This is a genomic window from Prolixibacteraceae bacterium (assembly GCA_019720755.1).
Classification (GTDB): domain Bacteria; phylum Bacteroidota; class Bacteroidia; order Bacteroidales; family Prolixibacteraceae; genus Halosquirtibacter; species Halosquirtibacter laminarini.
The window spans coordinates 2792986-2813922 of sequence record CP081303.1 but is presented as its reverse complement, the minus strand read 5'-3'; the positions used below and the strand labels follow the sequence as shown (position 1 = coordinate 2813922).

Sequence of the window (20937 nt, the reverse complement as noted above, 5' to 3'; positions counted from 1 at the left end):
TTTTTATACAATAATTTTACAAAGCTATGAGTGCTAATTTATTTCAAGAGATTAAGCCAGGTGTAGTTACTGGTGATGATCTAACCAAACTTTTCAACATCTGTAAAGAAAACAACTTCGCTCTTCCTGCAGTGAACGTAGTAGGAACAGACTCTGCTAATGCTGTTATTGAGGCTGCAAAAAATGCAAACTCTCCTGTGATTGTACAGCTTTCTAATGGTGGTGCTACTTTCTTCGCTGGAAAAGGACTAAAGTTAGATGGTCAACAAGCACAAGTCCTAGGATCTGTTGCTGCTGCTCATCACGTACACACTGTAGCAGAAGCTTACGGAGTACGTGTTGTTCTTCACACTGACCATGCTGCTAAAAAACTTCTTCCTTGGATTGATGGACTTCTTGATGCAAGTGAAAAGCATTTTGCTGCAACAGGTTCTCCTCTTTTCAGTTCACACATGTTAGATCTTTCTGAGGAACCTCTTGAAGAAAATATTGCTATTTGTAAAGAATACTTAGCTCGCATGTCTAAAATGGGTATGACTCTAGAGATTGAGCTTGGTATCACTGGTGGTGAAGAGGATGGAGTTGATAACTCTGATGTAGATAACTCACTTCTATATACTCAACCAGAAGAGGTATGTTATGCTTATGAGCAACTAATGGAAGTTTCTCCAAACTTCACTATCGCTGCTTCTTTCGGTAACGTACACGGTGTTTACAAACCAGGTAATGTTGTGTTGAAGCCTTCTATCCTAGGTGATTCTCAAAAGTATATCCAAGAGAAGCTTGGTACTGCAGAGAAGCCAGTTAATTTCGTATTCCACGGTGGATCAGGATCTTCTCTAGAAGAGATTCGTGAAGCAATTGGTTACGGTGTTATCAAAATGAACATCGATACTGATACTCAGTGGGCTACTTGGGATGGTATCCGTGTTTTCGAAGCTGCAAACCATGACTACCTACAAGCACAGATTGGTAATCCAGATGGAGATGACAAGCCAAACAAAAAATATTATGATCCACGCGTATGGTTACGTAAAGGACAAGAGTCTATGATTGCTCGTCTTCAAGTAGCATACTCTGACCTTAATGGTTTGGATAAAAACTAATCGCAAACTTTTGTTTGTGCGATATATAAAAAAGGTGAATCTTTTGATTCACCCTTTTTTGTGTCTTTTTTTTCAGCATATATCTGCCATATGCTCAATTTTGCCTACTCTTTCTATTCTGTTCCCTTATAGAGTTCTTTAATCAAAATTTAAATTGTCATTACGGCATTTTATAACTTTTTTGATGATATGCTGTTTATTTTAGCACGTGATTGTATTGATGTTGTTCTCTTTAGCTCTATTTCTCAATGATACAATATATATTGAGTAGTTAGAATTTGTGGATTATAACGCATCGTAACTCCCCATAATTATATTCATATACTATACCTTGTCATATCATTACTTCTTATAAAAAAGACTGTGTTTTGTTTAACGGTAAATCTTAACGTCATGATACAAAGAGTGTTTCAATGAATGAATATATCTAAAATTAAATTATTTACTTCTTGAGTTATTGAGGAATCATCATTTCTTTATTATCCTGTTTTATTCAATTAGCATTTAATTGATGATGGGTAATGTATTGCTTGAGAAATATAATTAACGCGTTTATTCATTTTTATGACTAGTATCAGAGGTGTTTTCTGATATATAGTGAATATGTGTTGTGTTATTTTTACCTTCAATTGAATACTATTTAAACCCTGATTGACGGCATTTTTGTTCATGGGTTACTCATAGCTTGTTCATGCTTCATTCATCGAATCGATGGAGAATCGATGGACAAACCATGAACAAACCATGAACAAACCATGAACAAAGTAGGGTTGAATCCCCTATTAATATGCCTTTAAAATGCTTTAGTCGTATGGTGAAGGATGTCCAAAAGATCTTATCGTGTACTTTCTTAATAATTTTGATATAAGATTCTTGCATTGATGTGTCTTTTTCTGCTGATGCTTTTTATGGTTATTCGTTTACTATTGCATCTTTTATTTTGTTTTATTTCAATCAAATAGCGATGAAACTTAAGTGGTTATTTGTTCTATAACACTCTTCCTTTCTCGCTATTTATTCTTTTAAATGAAATTGTTCGTGAAATTATTTGTTCATTTATGTAAAAAGTGCATTTTTGCATATTTAGTTTTAAGTTGATATTAAGTTATGCTAGATAGTGATATTTTGTTATCAGTATGGCCTGTATATGTTTAATAGTATTATCAAAAGAGTAGATGCAACAAAGTAGAGATGGATTTTCCAGTCGCTTCGGTGTGATTGCCGCAGCAGCTGGTTCAGCAATTGGTTTAGGGAATATTTGGAGATTTCCATATGTGTTAGGTGAAAATGGCGGGGGAGCCTTTTTTCTTGTTTATATGGGGTTTATCTTCTTGCTTGGTATTCCACTTATGCTTACAGAGATGTCTGTGGGGCGTGCAGGACAGAAAAACCCTTATGGAACATTTCGAGTCTTAGCACCAAAAACAAAATGGTATTTGGTTGGAGTAATGGGAGTTGCTGCTGCTTTTTTAATATTGTCATTTTATAGTGCCGTAGCTGGTTGGACATTGCATTATCTGTCGGATGCTGTGATGGATAATTTTAGTGGTAAGAGTTCGGCCGAACTGAAAGGTATGTATGATTCTTTCACTTCTAGTGCGGTTGCTCCATCAGTGTGGACCTTGGTTTTCTTGTTTTTAACAGGACTCGTTGTTGTTTCAGGTGTAGAGAAAGGTATTGAAAAGTATTCTAAGATCTTGATGCCGTTGCTTTTTGTGATTATTGTGATTTTAGATATTCGTTCCGTAACATTGGATGGAGCAGAGGAGGGGCTAAAGTTCTTGTTCCACCCTGACTTTTCTAAGCTGGATTCAAAAGCAGTATTAGAAGCTTTAGGTCAAGCGTTCTTCTCACTAAGTCTTGGTATGGGAACCATGATTACTTATGGATCATACATCGGGAAAAAAGAGAATTTGCTCTCTTCAGCTACTTCGGTTTCTCTTGCGGATACATTGATTGCAGTGTTGGCTGGAGTTGCAATATTCCCAGCGGTGTTTGCTTTTGGTATTAGTCCTGATTCAGGACCAGGTTTGGTTTTTATTACGCTTCCAAATGTGTTTCTGCAGATGCCTGGAGGATATTTCTTTTCTGTACTTTTCTTCTTGTTGTTGGTGATTGCTGCATTGACATCGTCAATCTCACTTCTAGAGGTGGTTGTTTCTTATTTTACAGAAGAGCTTAAGTTGAGTCGAAAAACAGCCACTGCAATAGCCTTTGTTAGTGTTGGTGTATTTGGTGTGCTTTCTTCTCTTTCTTCTGGTCCTCTGAAGGAGTTTACTGTTTTAGACAAGACGATATTTAATCTGTTTGACTTTATTTCATCGAATATATTGCTTCCTCTTGCTGGATTGTTCATTGTGCTATTTGCTGGATGGAAATGGTCTCGTAAATCTATTGCAACGGAGATTCTTGGAGAAGGAAAACAGGAGACGACACTTTTTAAAGTGTTTATGTTTATTATCAAGTTTATTGCTCCTTTTGCAATTGCGTTGGTTTTTATTCATGCTGTCGGACTTATTGATATCATTGGTCGTATTAAAATATAGCTTCTTAGATTTTGACTGTGGTTGATCTGTAAGAGAGGTGTTTTTATTTTAAGGTTCAAATATCTTCTTCGTTTAAAAGACAATAGTTCTTGATTTTTATATCATTCATAATAAAAACAGAAGAGGATGCCCTTTGTTGGTCATCCTTTTTTGTTTTATGTGGTTGGTTTAGGGGGCTATACGTTACAATTGGTATAAAATTGTTGTATCGGGCAGGAAAAAAGTGCATTTTTGTACTCTGATAAAAATCATGTTTCTGAAATTAAAATAATTCATTATAATCTCATTTTATGCAAGATAATAATAGAGATGGATTCTCTAGTCGCTTTGGTGTAATTGCAGCAGCAGCAGGTTCTGCTATAGGTCTTGGGAATATTTGGCGGTTCCCTTATGTGTTAGGTGAAAATGGTGGTGGTGCATTCTTTTTGCTTTATCTGCTTTTTATCCTTTTTCTGGGAGTGCCTTTAATGTTAACAGAGATGTCTATTGGGCGTGCAGGACAACGAAACACTTATGGTGCTTTTCGTTTTTTGGCTCCTAAGAAGAAATGGTATCTTATCGGTATTATGGGAGTTGTTGGTGCCTATATGATTTTATCCTTCTATAGTGCTGTGGCTGGTTGGACTTTGCAATATCTTTATGATGCGTTTGCCAATAATTTTGTAGGGAAAGATCCGGTTGCCTTAAAAAATGTCTATAATGCTTTTACCTCTAGTACCTATATGCCTGTTGTTTGGACCTTGGTGTTTTTGTTTCTTACAGGTCTTGTTGTGGTTGCAGGGATTGAGAAAGGAATTGAAAAGTATACTAAGATATTAATGCCATTGTTGTTTTTGATTATTATTATCTTAGATATTCGTGCTGTGACATTAGATGGTGCGTCAGAAGGGTTAAGGTTTTTGTTTCATCCAGACTTCTCTAAGTTGAGCTCTAAGGTTGTTTTAGAGGCTTTGGGGCAAGCATTTTTCTCGTTGAGTTTGGGGATGGGAACGATTATTACTTATGGTTCTTATATTAATAAGAAAGAGAATCTATTTACTTCTGCTGTATCTGTATCATTGGCAGACACAGCGATTGCAGTTTTGGCAGGGATTGCTATTTTCCCTGCTGTTTTTGCCTTTGGGATTGAGCCAGATGCTGGCCCAGGACTCGTGTTTATTACATTGCCTAATGTATTTCAACAGATGCCTGGAGGCTATTTCTTTTCTGTGTTGTTTTTCTTTTTATTGGTCATCGCAGCGCTTACCTCTTCGATCTCTTTGTTAGAGGTGATTGTGGCGTATTTTGCTGAGGAGTTGAACATGTCTCGATTGAAAGCAACTATTGTTGCTTTTGTGAGTGTCTCGATTCTTGGTGCGATGTGTGCTCTGTCGTTTGGTCCGATGAAAGGGGTTCAAATAGCGGGTAAGACATTGTTTAACCTTTTTGATTATATCTCTTCCAACATATTGTTGCCTTTAGGGGGGATGTTGATTGTAATCTTTGCTGGTTGGGTTTGGTCGAGAAAGTCGATTTCAAAAGAGATTTTAGGAGAGGAAGAGAAGGAGAGCTTTGGCTTTAAACTGTATATGTTTATCATTAAGTTTATCGCTCCTTTTGCTATTGCATTGGTCTTTCTTAATGCAATTGGCTTATTGAAGTTTTAGTAAACTGTTTTGCTGTTTCATAAAGGGGGTGTTTTTACTGAAAGTACCCCCTTTGTTGTCTCTATTTTTAAGAATCTTGTTCAGTTTCTTGCTGTTCATTTCTCTTGTTTTAGATGACTTTTGTGCTTGTTTTCTTTCCTACATTCTTCGTACATTGTAGTTTTAAGCAGTTATTGGAGTTGAATCTTTTGTTTTGAACTATCGCAATTGTTTGTTTGTTCTGATGCTGTATTAATATGTATTGGTATGAGAAATCGTAGTGTGGGCGTTTTTATATCCTATTGTTTTTTTGTTGCCCTCTTTGTATTAATCGTAATAATTAGAGTCTCTCTTTCGAATAGTACCTATCAGTTTTATGATTTGGAGAAAGGGATTACCCAAGAAGAGATTGACTCTATTCGATGGGATGGTTGTCATTGTTTTGCTTTTGATCCCAATAAGCTCTCAGTGGATTCTTTTGCATTGCTCGGATTGGAGGTGCGTTTAAGATCACGTATTTTGTCATATCGAAAGGCAGGAGGCGTCTTTAAGTCTAGATCTCATTTTGGTGAGTTTTGCCATGAGGATAGTTTGTGGAAGCAACATATTTTGCCTTTGGTTTTGTTTCAAGTGGATAAAACGAAGGTTCGGTGTGAGTTTAACTCAAGTAGTTTGTCTCGAGTAGTGAGTTGTTTGGGGGCTTCTTATTATGAACAAAGTCGTGAGTTGATCCATAATAGAGATCGTATTGGTGGTTTTGTTTCATGGAAACAGGTTGAAAATATGCATCTTGTATCGACATCGTTTGTGGAATTGTGTCGCTCGTTTTTCTATATTGACAGAACGAAGATTGAAAAGACAGATGTGAATACTGCCTCCTATAGTGAGTTGTTTCATTTGCCTTATTTATTAAAAAACGATATTGGTCAGATTGTCTCTTATCGGACCAGACATATGGGGATAGCCTCTTTTAGTGAATTTCTCTCGTGTGTTCATGATGATTCACAGATCGACTTGTATTTAAGGTACTACATGGATTTTTAACTTCGTTGTGGCTTTTTTATCGACTAGACTCTTTTGGTAGATGGGGAATGATCTTTTTGTGACTCTATTATTTTAGATGTTTTGAAGTGTGTTTTGAGTTCCGCTTCTTTGATCGAGTTATCTGTTGGGGTGAGAAGTGAAAATAATGTAGATTTTTAGCTTATAGTAGTTGTAAGTGTAACGAAAATTTGTAATTTTGCGAACGAATTTAGGAAATCATCCTTTCATGTGTTCCCTTCCATATAAATTTGTTGAATTAAAGTTATATACTGGAGGTGTATACATTGAAGTTGAAAAAAGGGATTACGATAGGATGTTTTGAATTATAATAGATTTTTATTTTTAGTATAGTAATTAATAATATTTTTTAAAATGATCGTAATACCAATTAAAGAAGGCGAAAATATCGAGAGAGCTCTTAAGCGTTTTAAGCGTAAATTCGAAAAGACTGGAACAGTTAAAGAGTTAAGAGGTCGTAAGCATTTTCTTAAGCCTTCTGTTGTAAGAAGAGAAGAAGTTAAAAAAGCTATCTATATCGAGCAACTACACCGTGAGGAAGATTAATTTCTAGTTGTTTGCTAAGAATATATTAAAAGAGGATTGTCTCCATTGTGAGATGATCCTCTTTTTTTTGTCTTGAACTAGTTTTATCTTTACATTTTACCAAATGAAGAACTTATGGGATTAAATGATTTTTTAAACTATATCGAACATGAGAAAAGAATGTCTTCATACACTGTTGTAGCATATAAGAGTGATTTGAATCAGTTCATCGATTTTGCTCATGGATTGGTTGATGATTTTGAGTGGAAAACAGTTGATGGCTTTTTGATTCGTGAATGGGTGGTTTTTCTTATGGGAAAAGGGATGGCACCACGTACCGTCCATAGAAAAATATCTGCACTTAAATCTCTATACCGTTTTTATTTGGTTAATGGGTATGTGGTGAAGGATCCAACTTCTTTGGTTGTATTACCCAAGATACGTAAAAAGCTTCCATTTTTCGTTCGTATCAAAGAGATGGATAATCTGTTTGATCATGACAATTTTAGGGATGACTTCTCTGGGGTGAGAGACAAGGCAATATTACACGTTTTGTATGGTACTGGAATGCGTTTGTCGGAGTTGGTGGGGTTAAAGAGACGAAATATTGACTTTGCTCAAAAAAAAATGAAGGTTTTGGGTAAAGGAAATAAAGAGCGTATTGTCCCTTTTAATGATGAGTTATCTCATGTGATGTCTAGATATTTACTGTTTTGTGATGGTCTTTTTGATGAGAAAAACGATGTGTTTTTTTTGACAGACAAGGGTGAACAAGTATACCATAAATTTGTTTATAGGGTTGTAAAACGTTATCTTGCTAGAGTATCAACAATATCAAAGAAGAGCCCTCACGTGTTGCGTCACTCTTATGCAACGCATATGTTGAACTCGGGTGCAGATTTGAGGGCAATTCAAGAGTTGTTGGGCCATGCAAGTTTGGCGAGCACAGAGGTGTATACACATACTACCTTTGATAAATTAAGGAAGGTTTACAAACAAGCCCATTCTAGGGGTTAAAAGATGGAGGATGATATATGAAAGTAACATTTCAATCTGTACAATTCAAAGCTGATCAGAAGTTATTGGACTTTACTGAAAAAAAAGTTGAAAAGTTAGATCAGTATTTTGATTCAATTATTGGCGCCGAAGTGATTTTCCGTCTCGTGTCTGATCAAGATAAAGTAAACAAGGTAGCCGAAATTAAGCTTTCGATTCCAGAACATGATTACCTGTTTGCAAAGAAAAATGCTGTGTCATTTGAAGAGGCTGTAGATTTAGCTGTTGCTGCTGTGAAACATCAGTTGGAGCGTGTGAAAGAAAAGTCTCGATTTAAATAGAAAAAAGTTCAAGTAAATTTGTGTTTTACTTGAAAATGTTTTTACATTTGCACACCATTTCATCTGTTCTAGAGAAGTGGTGTGTTTTTGTGTTAAGAAAATGGGGAGATACCAAAGCGGCCAACTGGGGCAGACTGTAACTCTGCTGTCTTATGACTTCGTAGGTTCGAATCCTGCTCTCCCCACGTGTGTTTAAATAGAGTTAAGCACGAAAGATAATTTTATAACTGATTTTTTTTAGAATCTAATTTTTTATTGGAGTTATGGCTAAAGAACATTTTGAAAGAACCAAAGACCATGTTAACATTGGTACTATTGGTCACGTAGACCACGGTAAAACTACTTTGACAGCTGCTATTACAAAAGTATTGGCAGATAAAGGTTTGTCAGAAGCTCGTGATTTCGACCAAATCGATAATGCACCTGAGGAAAAAGAACGTGGTATTACTATTAACACTGCTCACGTTGAGTACCAAACTGCAAATCGTCACTATGCTCACGTAGACTGTCCAGGTCACGCTGACTACGTTAAGAACATGGTTACTGGTGCTGCTCAGATGGATGGTGCTATTCTTGTATGTGCTGCAACTGATGGTCCTATGCCTCAGACACGTGAGCACATCCTACTTGCTAAGCAGGTAAACGTACCTAAGATCGTTGTTTTCTTGAACAAGGTTGATATGGTAGATGACGAAGAGCTTCTTGAGCTTGTAGAAATGGAAGTTACTGAACTTCTTGAATTCTACGATTTCGAGGGATCTCCAGTTATCAAAGGTTCTGCTCTTGGTGGATTGAACGGTGAGCCAGAGTGGGTTGAAAAAATTATGGAATTGATGGATGCAGTTGATTCTTGGATTCCACTTCCTCCACGTGATATGGATAAGCCATTCTTGATGCCAGTTGAGGATGTATTCTCTATTACTGGTCGTGGTACTGTTGCTACAGGTCGTATCGAAACTGGTGTTATTCACACTGGTGATGAGATGGAGATTATCGGTCTTGGTGCTGAAGGTAGAAAGACTGTTTGTACAGGAGTTGAGATGTTCCGTAAGATTCTTGATGATGGACAAGCTGGTGATAACGTAGGTCTATTGATGCGTGGTGTTGATAAGAAAGATATCAAGCGTGGTCAAATTCTTGCTAAGCCTGGTACTATTACTCCTCACACTGTATTCAAAGCTGAGGTTTATGTACTTAAGAAAGAAGAAGGTGGACGTCACACTCCATTCCACAACAAATACCGTCCTCAGTTCTATCTACGTACTCTTGACGTAACTGGTGAGATTACTCTTCCAGAAGGAACTGAAATGGTTATGCCTGGTGATAACGTATCAATTAATGTTGAGCTTATCTACCCAGTTGCATTGAACATGGGTCTTCGTTTTGCTATTCGTGAAGGTGGACGTACTGTAGGTGCAGGTCAGGTAACTGAGATTGTTAAGTAATTTGTTGTTATTTCAATGAATTAAATATATTTTTGCGGTTCCTAATTGTGGGAACCGCAAATTTACAGATGTGCCAGTAGGGGTATATTAGGTTTCGATTATCTTCATCTGACAAGAAACTCGTCTAAATAAAAACAGTCGAAATATGAAAGCAGTTGCTAGTATTAAAGCGTCATATAACGAGTTGGTTCACAAGGTGACTTGGCCATCTCGAAAGGAGTTAATTGATAGTGCATTTGTTGTTATTATTGCTTCTTTTATTATTGCACTGTTGGTGTTTGTTGTTGACTTCTCTTTTAAGGAGTTGATGGGAATGCTTTACGGTTTATTCTTTTAATGTTGCTGGAGGTCGATAATGAGTGTGGATACAAAAAAATGGTATGTTCTTCGGGCTGTCGGAGGTAAAGAAAAGAAAGTCAAGGAATATATCGAGGCAGAGATCGCAAATTTAGGTCTCCAGGATTATGTTTCTCAGGTCTTGATCCCTACTGAAAAGGTGTATCAGATACGTAATGGTAAGAAGATAACTAAAGAGAGAATCTCGCTTCCAGGTTATATTCTTATTGAGGCTTCGTTGGTTGGAGAGATCCCTCATATCTTGAAGGGTGTTTCGAATGTGATCGGTTTTTTAGCTGATACAAAAACAAACGAGCCTATACCGATGCGTCAAAGCGAGGTGAATCGTATTTTAGGTACCATGGATGATGCAGAGGAGACACTTGATGGTTCAGGTGTTGATTTTGTAGTGGGAGAAACTGTGAAAGTTATCGATGGCCCATTTGATGGTTTTAATGGTCTTGTTGAAGAAGTCAACGAGGAGAAAAAGAAACTGAAAGTGATGGTTAAGATATTCGGTAGAAAGACTCCTTTGGAGCTTGGTTATATGCAAGTCGAAAAGGAGTAGTTATAATTTATTTCAACTTATTACATTATGGCAAAAGAAGTTGCTGGGTTAATTAAGTTACAGATTAAAGGTGGTGCTGCGAATCCTTCGCCTCCAGTAGGACCTGCTTTGGGTGCTAAGGGAGTGAACATCATGCAGTTTTGTAAGCAGTTCAATGCAAGAACTCAAGAGCAAGCTGGAAAAGTACTTCCTGTAATTATTACTGTTTATGCTGATAAGTCTTTCGACTTTGTTGTTAAGACTCCACCAGTTGCTGTACAGGTTTTAGAGGCTGCTAAAGTTAAAAAAGGTTCACCTGAACCACACGTTAACAAGGTAGCATCGATTACTTGGGAGCAAGTGAGAGCTATTGCAGAGGCTAAGATGCCTGATCTTAACTGTTTTGAAGTTGAGTCTGCAATGTCGATGGTGGCTGGTACTGCACGTAGTATGGGAATTACTGTAACTGGTGATGCACCTTTTTAATTAATGAAATTTATTTTTAAAAATGGCAAAAATCTCAAAGAATAGGAAAGCTGCTGCTGCCAAATTGGAGCAGGGGAAGATCTATTCACTAGAAGAAGCTGCTTCGTTGGTGAAAGATATCACTTCAACAAAGTTTGATGCTTCTGTGGATTTGGATGTTCGCCTTGGAGTGGATCCGAGAAAAGCGAATCAAATGGTACGAGGAGTCGTAACTTTGCCTCATGGAACTGGTAAAGCAGTTCGTGTTTTAGCTCTTGTTACTCCTGATAAGGAGCAAGAAGCAAAAGATGCGGGTGCTGATTACGTAGGTCTAGATGCTTATATCGATAAGATTAAGAACGGATGGACAGATGTTGACGTAATCATTACTATGCCTCCAGTTATGGGTAAAGTAGGTGCTCTAGGTCGTGTTTTAGGTCCTCGTGGTCTTATGCCTAACCCAAAAAGTGGTACTGTTACCATGGAGGTTGGTAAAGCTGTGAAGGAAGTTAAGATGGGTAAAATCGACTTCAAAGTGGATAAGTATGGTATCGTGCATACTTCAATTGGTAAAGTTTCTTTTGAACCTAAGCAAATTGTTGACAATGCAAAAGAGTTTATTGAGATGATTAATAAACTTAAGCCTTCGGCTGCGAAAGGTACGTACGTTAAAAGTATCTACTTATCAAGTACAATGAGCCCAGGTATTCAAGTTGAACCTAAGTCTATTGACTAAGTAAAAAAGAAAGTATGAGACGCTCAGAAAAGCAACAATTAGTAGAGTCACTTAAAGAGCAGTTGAATTCATATAGTCACTTTTACTTGGCGGACGTAGAAGCACTCGATGCAGAGCAGACAAGTGCTTTAAGACGTCTTTGCTTCCAGAAAGAAGTAAAGTTGGTTGTGGCAAAGAATACACTGTTGCGCAAAGCTATTGAAGAATCAGATAAAGATGCTTCGGGCTTATTTGACGTATTGAAAGGTAGTACTTCTGTACTGCTTTCGAATATTGGTAACGTTCCAGCAAAATTGATTAAAGATTTTGGTAAAGAGAACGGCAAACCTGTATTGAAGGGAGCATTTGTAGAGGAGTCTGTATATGTTGGTGCAGAAACATTAGAAGAATTAGTAAATATCAAGTCGAAAGAGGAATTGGTTGCAGATGTTATCGCATTGCTTCAGTCTCCTGCGAAGAATGTTATTTCAGCTCTTCAGTCATCTGGACAAACTATTACTGGAGTGCTTAAGGCACTTGAGGAAAAAAACGCTTAAAGAAAAGAAAATAAATTATTCACTATATCATTTTTAAATTCGAGGAAAATGGCAGATCTTAATAAACTTGCAGAAGAATTAGTTAACCTAACAGTAAAAGACGTAAACGAATTAGCAACTATCCTTAAGGATGAGTACGGTATCGAGCCTGCTGCTGCTGCAGTAGCTGTTGCTGGACCAGTTGCTGGTGGCGAAGCTGCTGCTGAAGAGCAAACAGAATTCGACGTTATCTTGAAAGCAGCAGGTTCTTCAAAATTGGCTGTAGTTAAGTTGGTTAAAGACCTAGCAGGTGTTGGTCTTAAGGAAGCTAAAGAACTAGTTGACGGAGCTCCTAAAGCAATCAAAGAGAAAGTTTCTAAAGAAGAAGCTGAAGCACTTAAAACACAGCTAACAGAAGCTGGTGCTGAGGTTGAGCTTAAATAAGAAGTTGACCTTTCTAACGAAGGTTTATGGTTTAGAATCCCTATTCGGGGTTCTAAGCCTTTTTGCGTTTATGTTTTAGGTTCAATTAATTCGGTTGATTCATGTCTTCACAAACTGTAAATAATAGGATCAGTTTTGCTTCTGCAGAAAATCGTTTCGAATACCCTGATTTTCTAGAAGTACAGATCAAATCTTTCAAAGAGTTCTTCCAGTTGGGGGCATCGCCTGAGGAAAGAAAAATAGAGGGCCTTAATCAAGTATTTCGTGAAAATTTTCCAATTACGGATACTCGAAATAACTTTGTCCTTGAGTTTATTGATTATTCAGTCGATCCACCTCGCTATACTATCGAGGAGTGTATAGATAGAGGCTTGACTTATAGTGTGCCAATTAAGGCAAGATTAAAATTGTATTGTACTGACGAAGAACACGAGGACTTCGACACTGTGATTCAGGAGGTGTACTTGGGGACAATTCCATATATGACCCCAAGTGGATCTTTTGTGATCAATGGTGCTGAGCGTGTGGTTGTTTCTCAATTACACCGTTCTCCAGGCGTTTTCTTTGGTCAGAGTGTACATGCCAATGGTACAAAACTTTACTCTGCTCGAATTATTCCTTTTAAGGGATCATGGATTGAGTTTGCAACGGATATCAATGGTGTCATGTTTGCTTACATCGATCGTAAGAAGAAATTACCAGTAACTACGTTGTTACGTGCAATCGGTTATGAAAGTGATAAGGATATCCTTGAGATATTCGGACTTGCTGATGAGATTCGCGTTTCAAAGTCTGGAATTAAGAAAATTGTTGGTAGAAAATTGGCTGCTCGTGTGTTGAAAACATGGGTAGAGGACTTCGTAGATGAAGATACTGGTGAAGTAGTTTCTATCGAGCGTAATGAAGTCATTATCGACCGTGAAACAGTTATCGAGCCTGAGCACTTGGATGAAATCCTAGATTCAGGAGCGAAAACTATTCTTCTTCATAAAGAGGAGCAGAATCTAGCTGACTTTGCAATTATTTATAATACACTTCAGAAAGATCCTTGTAACTCGGAGAAGGAAGCAGTATTATATATCTATAGACAATTACGTAACTCAGAGCCGCCTGATGAAGCTACTGCTCGTGACGTAATTGATAAATTGTTCTTTTCTGAAGTTCGTTATGACTTAGGAGAGGTTGGTCGTTATCGTATTAATAAGAAGTTGAATCTTGATATTGATTCAGATACTCGTGTCTTGACAAACCAAGATATGATCGAGATTATCAAATATCTTATCAAGCTTATCAATTCGAAAACAGATATCGATGATATTGACCACTTGTCTAACCGTCGTGTTAGAACAGTAGGAGAGCAGATGTACAATCAATTTGGTGTTGGTTTGGCTCGTATGGCCAGAACAATTCGTGAACGAATGAATGTTCGTGATAACGAGGTGTTTACTCCAACAGATTTGATTAACTCGAAGACTTTGTCTTCTGTGATCAACTCTTTCTTCGGAACCAATGCGTTGTCACAGTTTATGGATCAGACGAACCCACTAGCAGAGATGACTCACAAGCGTCGTATGTCTGCACTGGGACCTGGTGGTTTATCTCGTGATCGTGCCGGATTTGAGGTTCGTGACGTTCACTATACTCACTATGGTCGTTTGTGTCCAATTGAAACACCAGAGGGGCCGAATATTGGTCTAATCTCTTCTCTTTGTGTCTTTGCAAAGATTACCGATCTTGGATTTATCTCTACACCTTACCGTCCTGTAAGCGAAGGTAAAGTGAACTTGGATAATCAAGATGTGGTTTATCTAACTGCAGAGGAAGAGGAAGGAAAGATTATTGCTCAGGCTAATGCTACTTATGCAGAGGATGGATCTTTTGTTAATCCTCGTGTGAAAGCACGTTTGGATGCAGATTATCCGATGTCAGAAATCGATGAGGTGGATTTGATGGACGTAGGTCCAAACCAGATTGCTTCGATTGCTGCATCGTTGATTACCTTCCTAGAACATGATGATGCGAACCGTGCATTGATGGGATCAAACATGATGCGTCAGGCAGTTCCATTGTTGCGTCCACAGTCGCCTATCGTAGGTACAGGTCTTGAAGGACGTGTTGCTGAGGATTCACGTGTTCAGATCTCTGCAGAGAAAGATGGTGTTATCGATTATGTGGATGGAAGTAAGATTGTAGTTCGTTATGACGCAACTGAAGAGGAGCGTTATGTTAGCTTTAATGGCGAAACAGTGAGCTATAATGTTCCGAAATATAAGAAGACAAACCAGGGTACATGTATTGACTTGAAACCAATCGTTTCTCCAAACCAACGTGTTAAGAAGGGACAAATTCTTACAGAGGGTTATGCTACTGAGCAAGGAGAATTGGCTTTAGGACGTAACTTGAAGGTGGCATTTATGCCATGGCAGGGTTATAACTATGAGGATGCGATTGTAATTTCTGAGCGTATCGTACGTGATGATGTATTTACTTCTGTTCATATTGATGAGTATTCTCTTGAGGTACGTGATACAAAACGTGGTTTAGAAGAGTTTACTTCTGATATTCCAAACGTAAGTGAAGAAGCTACTCGTAACTTAGACGAGAATGGTTTGATCCGCGTTGGTGCAGTTGTAAAACCTGGTGATATCCTTATTGGTAAGATTACTCCTAAGGGAGAGTCAGATCCTTCTCCAGAAGAGAAACTTTTACGTGCTATTTTCGGTGACAAAGCTGGAGATGTAAAAGATGCTTCTTTGAAGGCTTCTCCTTCACTAAAAGGGGTGGTTATTGATAAGAGATTGTTCTCTCGTGTACAGAAAGATAAAAAGTCTAGATCTACTACTAAGCCTTTATTGGAGCAGATCGACCAAGAGTTTGATGTTCAAGCAAACCGTTTGAAAGATATTTTGGTTGATAAGCTTTTCAATATTGTTACAGGAAAGACTTCTCAAGGTGTAGAGGATTATTTTGGCGTAGATGTAATTTCGAAAGGAACTAAATTTACTCAAAAACTTCTTGCTGGTATTGACTTTATGACAGTGAATGCCAATGATTGGACTACGGATGAAGATAAGAACTTAATGGTCGTATCTTTAGTTCGTAACTATATCATGAAGTATAAAGAGTTTGAGGCTGTAGCAAAACGTAAGCGTTATAACGTTACTATTGGTGATGAACTTCCTGCTGGTATTATTCAGTTGGCTAAGGTTTATATTGCTAAGAAACGTAAGCTTCAGATTGGTGATAAGATGGCGGGACGTCACGGTAACAAAGGTATCGTTTCTCGTATTGTTCGTCAAGAAGATATGCCTTTCCTTGAGGATGGAACTCCAGTGGATATCGTATTGAACCCATTAGGTGTACCTTCAAGGATGAACTTAGGACAGATCTATGAGACTGTTTTAGGTTGGGCTGGAATGGAGTTAGGATGTAAATTCGCTACTCCTATCTTTGATGGAGCAACATTAGATGAGATAACTGAGTTATGTGATAAGGCAAGTGTTCCTCGTTTTGGACGTACAAGACTTATCAATGGTGAGACTGGTGAGCGTTTTGACCAACCTGCAACAGTAGGAGTTATCTATATGTTGAAACTAGGTCACATGGTTGAAGATAAGATGCACGCTCGTTCTATCGGACCATACTCTCTTATTACGCAGCAACCATTGGGTGGTAAAGCTCAATTCGGAGGACAGCGTTTTGGTGAGATGGAGGTTTGGGCTCTTGAGGCTTACGGTGCTGCAAATATCCTTCAAGAAATCTTGACTGTGAAGTCGGATGATGTGATTGGTAGAGCAAAAGCATACGAGGCTATTGTGAAAGGTGATCCAATGCCTACTCCAGGAATTCCTGAGTCGTTGAACGTTCTTCTTCACGAACTTCGTGGATTAGGATTGAGTGTAGACCTTGAATAATATATTTGAATAAGGGAGGTGTCTTCGATGCCTTCCTTTTCATACGCTGAACTATAAGTTTATAATTTTTGTTTTATGGCATTCAGAAGAGATAATAAGGTTAAAAGTAACTTCTCTAAACTATCTATCAGTCTTTCTTCACCAGAAGAGATACTTGAGAGATCGCATGGCGAAGTGCTTAAGCCTGAAACAATTAACTACCGTACATACAAGCCAGAAAGAGATGGTCTTTTCTGTGAGCGCATTTTTGGTCCTGTAAAGGATTACGAATGTCACTGCGGTAAATATAAGCGTATCCGTTATCGTGGTATCGTTTGTGACCGTTGTGGTGTGGAGGTAACTGAAAAGAAAGTACGTCGTGAGCGTATGGGACATATCTCTTTGGTTGTTCCTGTTGCCCATATTTGGTACTTTAAATCTCTACCAAATAAAATTGGTTATCTTTTAGGATTACCAACGAAGAAGTTAGATACAATCATCTATTACGAAAGATACGTGGTTATTAACGCAGGTGTTAAGCGTGATGATGGTGTTAAATATTTAGATTTTCTTACGGAAGAGGAGTATTTGGATATCCTAGATACTCTACCAAGAGAAAATCAAATGCTTGATGATGATGACCCAGATAAGTTCATCGCAAAGATGGGAGCTGAGGCTCTTTACTCATTGCTTGAGCGTTTAGAGTTAGATTCTATCTCTTATGAGTTGCGTCACAAAGCAAGTACTGAAACTTCACAACAACGTAAGAACGATGCTTTGAAGCGTCTTCAAGTTGTAGAGGCTTTCCGTGCATCGAAAAAAAGAAACCGTCCGGAGTGGATGATTGTGAAAGTGGTTCCTGTAATTCCACCAGATCTACGTCCTTTAGTGCCGCTTGATGGTGGACGTTTTGCTACTTCAGATTTGAACGATTTGTATCGTCGTGTTATTATCCGTAATAACCGTCTTAAGAGACTTATCGAAATCAAAGCTCCTGAGGTGATCCTTCGTAATGAGAAGAGGATGTTGCAAGAGTCTGTGGATTCTCTATTTGACAATTCGAGAAAATCGAATGCTGTTAAAACAGAGAACAACCGTGCTCTTAAATCTCTTTCTGACTCACTAAAAGGTAAGCAAGGACGTTTCCGTCAAAACCTTTTGGGTAAGCGTGTTGACTATTCAGCTCGTTCGGTTATTGTTGTAGGTCCTACTCTTAGGATCCACGAATGTGGTATCCCTAAGGATATGGCAGCAGAACTTTATAAGCCATTCGTGATTCGTAAGTTGATCGAGCGTGGTATTGTAAAGACTGTAAAGTCAGCAAAAAAGATTGTAGATAGAAAAGATCCTGTTGTTTGGGATATTCTAGAAAACGTGATGAAAGGTCATCCAGTGATGCTTAACCGTGCACCGACTCTTCACCGTTTATCTATCCAATCTTTCCAACCTCGACTTGTTGAAGGTAAAGCGATTCAACTTCACCCTCTTGCATGTACTGGTTTCAACGCCGATTTCGATGGAGACCAGATGGCAGTTCACTTACCTCTTGGTAATGCTGCAATTCTTGAGGCCCAGTTGTTGATGCTTTCTGCTCATAACTTGTTGAACCCTGCAAATGGTGCTCCTATTACTGTACCTTCTCAGGATATGGTTCTTGGTCTTTATTATATGACTAAGCCACGTCGAGGAGTTAAAGGTGAAGGACTATGTTTTTACTCTCCAGAAGAGGTAGAGATTGCCTATAATGAGGGTAAAGCTGATTTGCATGCTATCGTAAAGGTTAAAACTTACGATTTGAATGATAAAGGAGAGTCTGAAATTACACTTATTGAAACTACAGTAGGTCGTATTCTTTTCAACCAATTTGTTCCAAGAGAAGCAGGTTACTTGGATAAATTATTGACTAAGAAGGCTCTAAGAGATATTATCTCTCACATTTTGAAAGTGACTGATAATGCTACAACTGCGAATTTCTTGGATAATATCAAGAACCTAGGTTACCGTATGGCATACATGGGTGGATTGTCTTTCAATCTAGCAGATGTGGTTATTCCTGATGCGAAAGCAGATATGGTTCAGGAAGGTTACAACGAAGTGGATGAGATCATGAATAACTATAACATGGGTTTCATTACCAATAACGAACGTTATAATCAGGTAATTGATACTTGGACTCATGTTAATGCGAAGTTGACAAATACAGTGATGAATACTTTGAGTTCTGATAACCAAGGTTTCAACTCTGTTTATATGATGCTTGATTCTGGAGCCCGTGGTTCTAAAGAGCAGATTCGTCAGCTTTGTGGTATGCGTGGTTTGATGGCAAAACCTCAAAAGTCTGGTTCTACTGGAGCTCAAATTATTGAGAATCCAATTTTGGCGAACTTTAAAGAGGGGCTTTCAGTACTTGAGTACTTTATTTCTACTCACGGTGCTCGTAAGGGTCTTGCCGATACTGCGTTGAAAACAGCCGATGCTGGTTACTTGACTCGTCGTTTGGTGGATGTTGCACACGATGTGATCGTGTCAGAACAAGACTGTGGTACATTGCGTGGTTTAACAGCTTCTGCAATAAAAAATAATGAGGAGGTTGTTGCTTCTCTTTATGAAAGAATCGTTGGTCGTTGTACTGTTCATGATATCTTCCACCCATTGACAGGTGATTTAATTGTTAGATCTGGTGGTCAAATTACTGATGAGATTGCTCAGATGATCGAAGATTCTCCTATTGAGAGAGTTGAAATTCGTTCGGTTCTGACTTGTGAGTCTAAACAAGGTGTTTGTGCTAAATGTTATGGTACAAACCTTGCAAGTGCTCGTATGGCCCAAGAGGGTGAATCCATTGGTGTTGTTGCCGCTCAGTCTATTGGAGAGCCAGGTACACAGCTGACACTTCGTACTTTCCACGTAGGGGGTATCGCAGGTAATGTTTCGTCTCAATCTACTGTTGTTGCTAAGTATGAAGGTATCGCAGAGATTGATGAGTTGCGTTCTGTTCCTTTTGTGGATGAGGATGGTAAGAATGTGGAGATAGTAGTGAGTCGTCTTGCAGAACTTCGTGTTGTTGACAAGAATACAAACATTACTCTTTCTACTCACTCTCTTCCTTATGGATCTAAGTTGTTTATCAAAGAAGGTGATGAAATCACGAAGAACGATGTAGTCTGTGAATGGGACCCTTATAATGGTGTAATCATTACAGAGTACGAAGGACGTATCGAATTTGCTGATCTTCAAGATGGTATCACTTATCGTGAAGAGTCTGATGAGCAAACAGGTTTTGCTGAGAAGGTTATTATCGAGAATCGTGATAGAACTAAGAACCCAAGTTTGCGTATTGTTGACGAGAATGGTGAGTTGATAAAAGCTTATAACCTTCCTGTTGGTGGTCACGTAAACGTGGATGAAGGTCAGGTTGTGACTAAGGGAGTTGTTCTTGTGAAGATTCCTCGTGCTTCTGGTAAAGCAGGTGATATTACCGGTGGTCTGCCTCGTGTAACAGAGTTGTTTGAGGCTCGTAATCCATCGAATCCAGCTGTTGTTTCAGAGGTGGATGGTGAAGTAAGTTTTGGTAAAATCAAGCGTGGTAACCGTGAAATTATTGTTACAACTCGTTTGGGAGATATCAAAAAATATCTTGTCCCTCTATCACGTCAGATCCTTGTTCAAGAGAATGATTACGTACGTGCTGGTATTCCTCTTTCAGATGGTGCAATTACTCCATCTGATATTTTACGTATCGAAGGACCTACTAAGGTTCAAGAGTATATCGTAAATGAGGTACAGGATGTATATCGTATGCAGGGTGTGAAGATTAACGATAAGCACTTTGAGGTGATTGTTCGTCAGATGATGCGTAAAGTTGAGATTGATGATCCGGGAGATACTAAATTCTTGGAGCGTCACTTGGTTGATAAGCATGAGTTCATGAGAGAGAATGACTGGATTTATGATAAGAAAGTTATTTTGGATTCTGGTGATTCTGAAAACTTGAAGCCAGGTATGATCGTAAATGCTCGTCAGTTGCGAGATGAAAACTCACAGCTTCGTCGTAAAGACATGCAAGTGATCGAATCTAGAGATGCTGTTCCAGCAACTTCAGGTCAGATTCTTCAAGGTATTACACGTGCTGCCCTTCAAACGAAGAGTTGGATGTCTGCTGCTTCTTTCCAGGAAACTACTAAAGTTCTGAATGAGGCTGCCATTAATGGTAAAGTTGACAATCTAGAGGGTATGAAGGAGAACGTTATTTGTGGTCACCTTATTCCTGCTGGTACAGGACGTCAATTGTATCGTAATTTAGTGGTTGGTTCTAAGGAAGATTATGATCGTTTGGTAGATTCTAAAGATTAAAA

16 protein-coding genes and 1 tRNA gene are annotated in these 20937 nt (G+C 38.4%); all 17 read left to right on the top strand.

Features of this window, described 5'->3' with window-relative positions:
* Nucleotides 1-26: 26 nt before the first annotated feature.
* A complete protein-coding gene (gene fbaA / locus K4L44_10995) occupies nt 27-1106 on the top strand; it encodes a class II fructose-bisphosphate aldolase (GenBank protein ID QZE13115.1) in 1080 nt (359 codons plus the stop codon).
* A 1175-nt stretch (nt 1107-2281) separates the two neighbouring features.
* Complete coding sequence (locus K4L44_10990) at nt 2282-3652, top strand: sodium-dependent transporter (protein ID QZE13114.1); 1371 nt, start codon at nt 2282-2284, stop codon at nt 3650-3652.
* Between the two features lie 290 nt (nt 3653-3942).
* Nucleotides 3943-5298: a sodium-dependent transporter gene (locus tag K4L44_10985; GenBank protein QZE13113.1), complete on the top strand. Its 1356-nt coding sequence runs from the start codon at nt 3943-3945 to the stop codon at nt 5296-5298.
* Nucleotides 5299-5544: 246 nt separating this feature from the next.
* Nucleotides 5545-6321 carry a helix-hairpin-helix domain-containing protein gene (locus K4L44_10980; protein ID QZE13112.1) on the top strand — a complete coding sequence of 259 codons (777 nt, stop codon included), beginning with the start codon at nt 5545-5547 and terminating at the stop codon, nt 6319-6321.
* A gap of 372 nt (nt 6322-6693) precedes the next feature.
* Complete coding sequence (gene rpsU, locus K4L44_10975) at nt 6694-6885, top strand: 30S ribosomal protein S21 (protein QZE13111.1); 192 nt, start codon at nt 6694-6696, stop codon at nt 6883-6885.
* A gap of 114 nt (nt 6886-6999) precedes the next feature.
* Nucleotides 7000-7881: a tyrosine-type recombinase/integrase gene (locus K4L44_10970; GenBank protein ID QZE13110.1), complete on the top strand. Its 882-nt coding sequence runs from the start codon at nt 7000-7002 to the stop codon at nt 7879-7881.
* A gap of 17 nt (nt 7882-7898) precedes the next feature.
* A complete protein-coding gene (locus K4L44_10965) occupies nt 7899-8201 on the top strand; it encodes an HPF/RaiA family ribosome-associated protein (GenBank protein ID QZE13109.1) in 303 nt (100 codons plus the stop codon).
* A gap of 102 nt (nt 8202-8303) precedes the next feature.
* A tRNA-Tyr gene (locus tag K4L44_10960) sits at nt 8304-8386 on the top strand.
* Nucleotides 8387-8464: 78 nt separating this feature from the next.
* A complete protein-coding gene (tuf, locus tag K4L44_10955; GenBank protein QZE13108.1) occupies nt 8465-9646 on the top strand; it encodes an elongation factor Tu in 1182 nt (393 codons plus the stop codon).
* Between the two features lie 145 nt (nt 9647-9791).
* Nucleotides 9792-9983 (top strand): preprotein translocase subunit SecE, encoded by a 192-nt coding sequence (secE, locus tag K4L44_10950; protein QZE13107.1) that lies wholly within the window; start codon nt 9792-9794, stop codon nt 9981-9983.
* A gap of 18 nt (nt 9984-10001) precedes the next feature.
* Complete coding sequence (gene nusG, locus K4L44_10945) at nt 10002-10550, top strand: transcription termination/antitermination protein NusG (protein ID QZE13106.1); 549 nt, start codon at nt 10002-10004, stop codon at nt 10548-10550.
* A gap of 27 nt (nt 10551-10577) precedes the next feature.
* Nucleotides 10578-11015 carry a 50S ribosomal protein L11 gene (gene rplK / locus K4L44_10940; GenBank protein ID QZE13105.1) on the top strand — a complete coding sequence of 146 codons (438 nt, stop codon included), beginning with the start codon at nt 10578-10580 and terminating at the stop codon, nt 11013-11015.
* A 22-nt stretch (nt 11016-11037) separates the two neighbouring features.
* On the top strand, nt 11038-11730 hold the full coding sequence (gene rplA, locus K4L44_10935) for a 50S ribosomal protein L1 (protein ID QZE13104.1): 693 nt from the start codon (nt 11038-11040) through the stop codon (nt 11728-11730).
* 14 nt (nt 11731-11744) lie between these two features.
* On the top strand, nt 11745-12266 hold the full coding sequence (gene rplJ, locus K4L44_10930; protein ID QZE13103.1) for a 50S ribosomal protein L10: 522 nt from the start codon (nt 11745-11747) through the stop codon (nt 12264-12266).
* 48 nt (nt 12267-12314) lie between these two features.
* On the top strand, nt 12315-12689 hold the full coding sequence (gene rplL / locus K4L44_10925) for a 50S ribosomal protein L7/L12 (protein ID QZE13102.1): 375 nt from the start codon (nt 12315-12317) through the stop codon (nt 12687-12689).
* Between the two features lie 101 nt (nt 12690-12790).
* A complete protein-coding gene (rpoB, locus tag K4L44_10920) occupies nt 12791-16603 on the top strand; it encodes a DNA-directed RNA polymerase subunit beta (GenBank protein QZE13101.1) in 3813 nt (1270 codons plus the stop codon).
* 75 nt (nt 16604-16678) lie between these two features.
* Nucleotides 16679-20935 (top strand): DNA-directed RNA polymerase subunit beta', encoded by a 4257-nt coding sequence (gene rpoC / locus K4L44_10915; protein ID QZE13100.1) that lies wholly within the window; start codon nt 16679-16681, stop codon nt 20933-20935.
* The last annotated feature ends 2 nt before the right edge of the window (nt 20936-20937 follow it).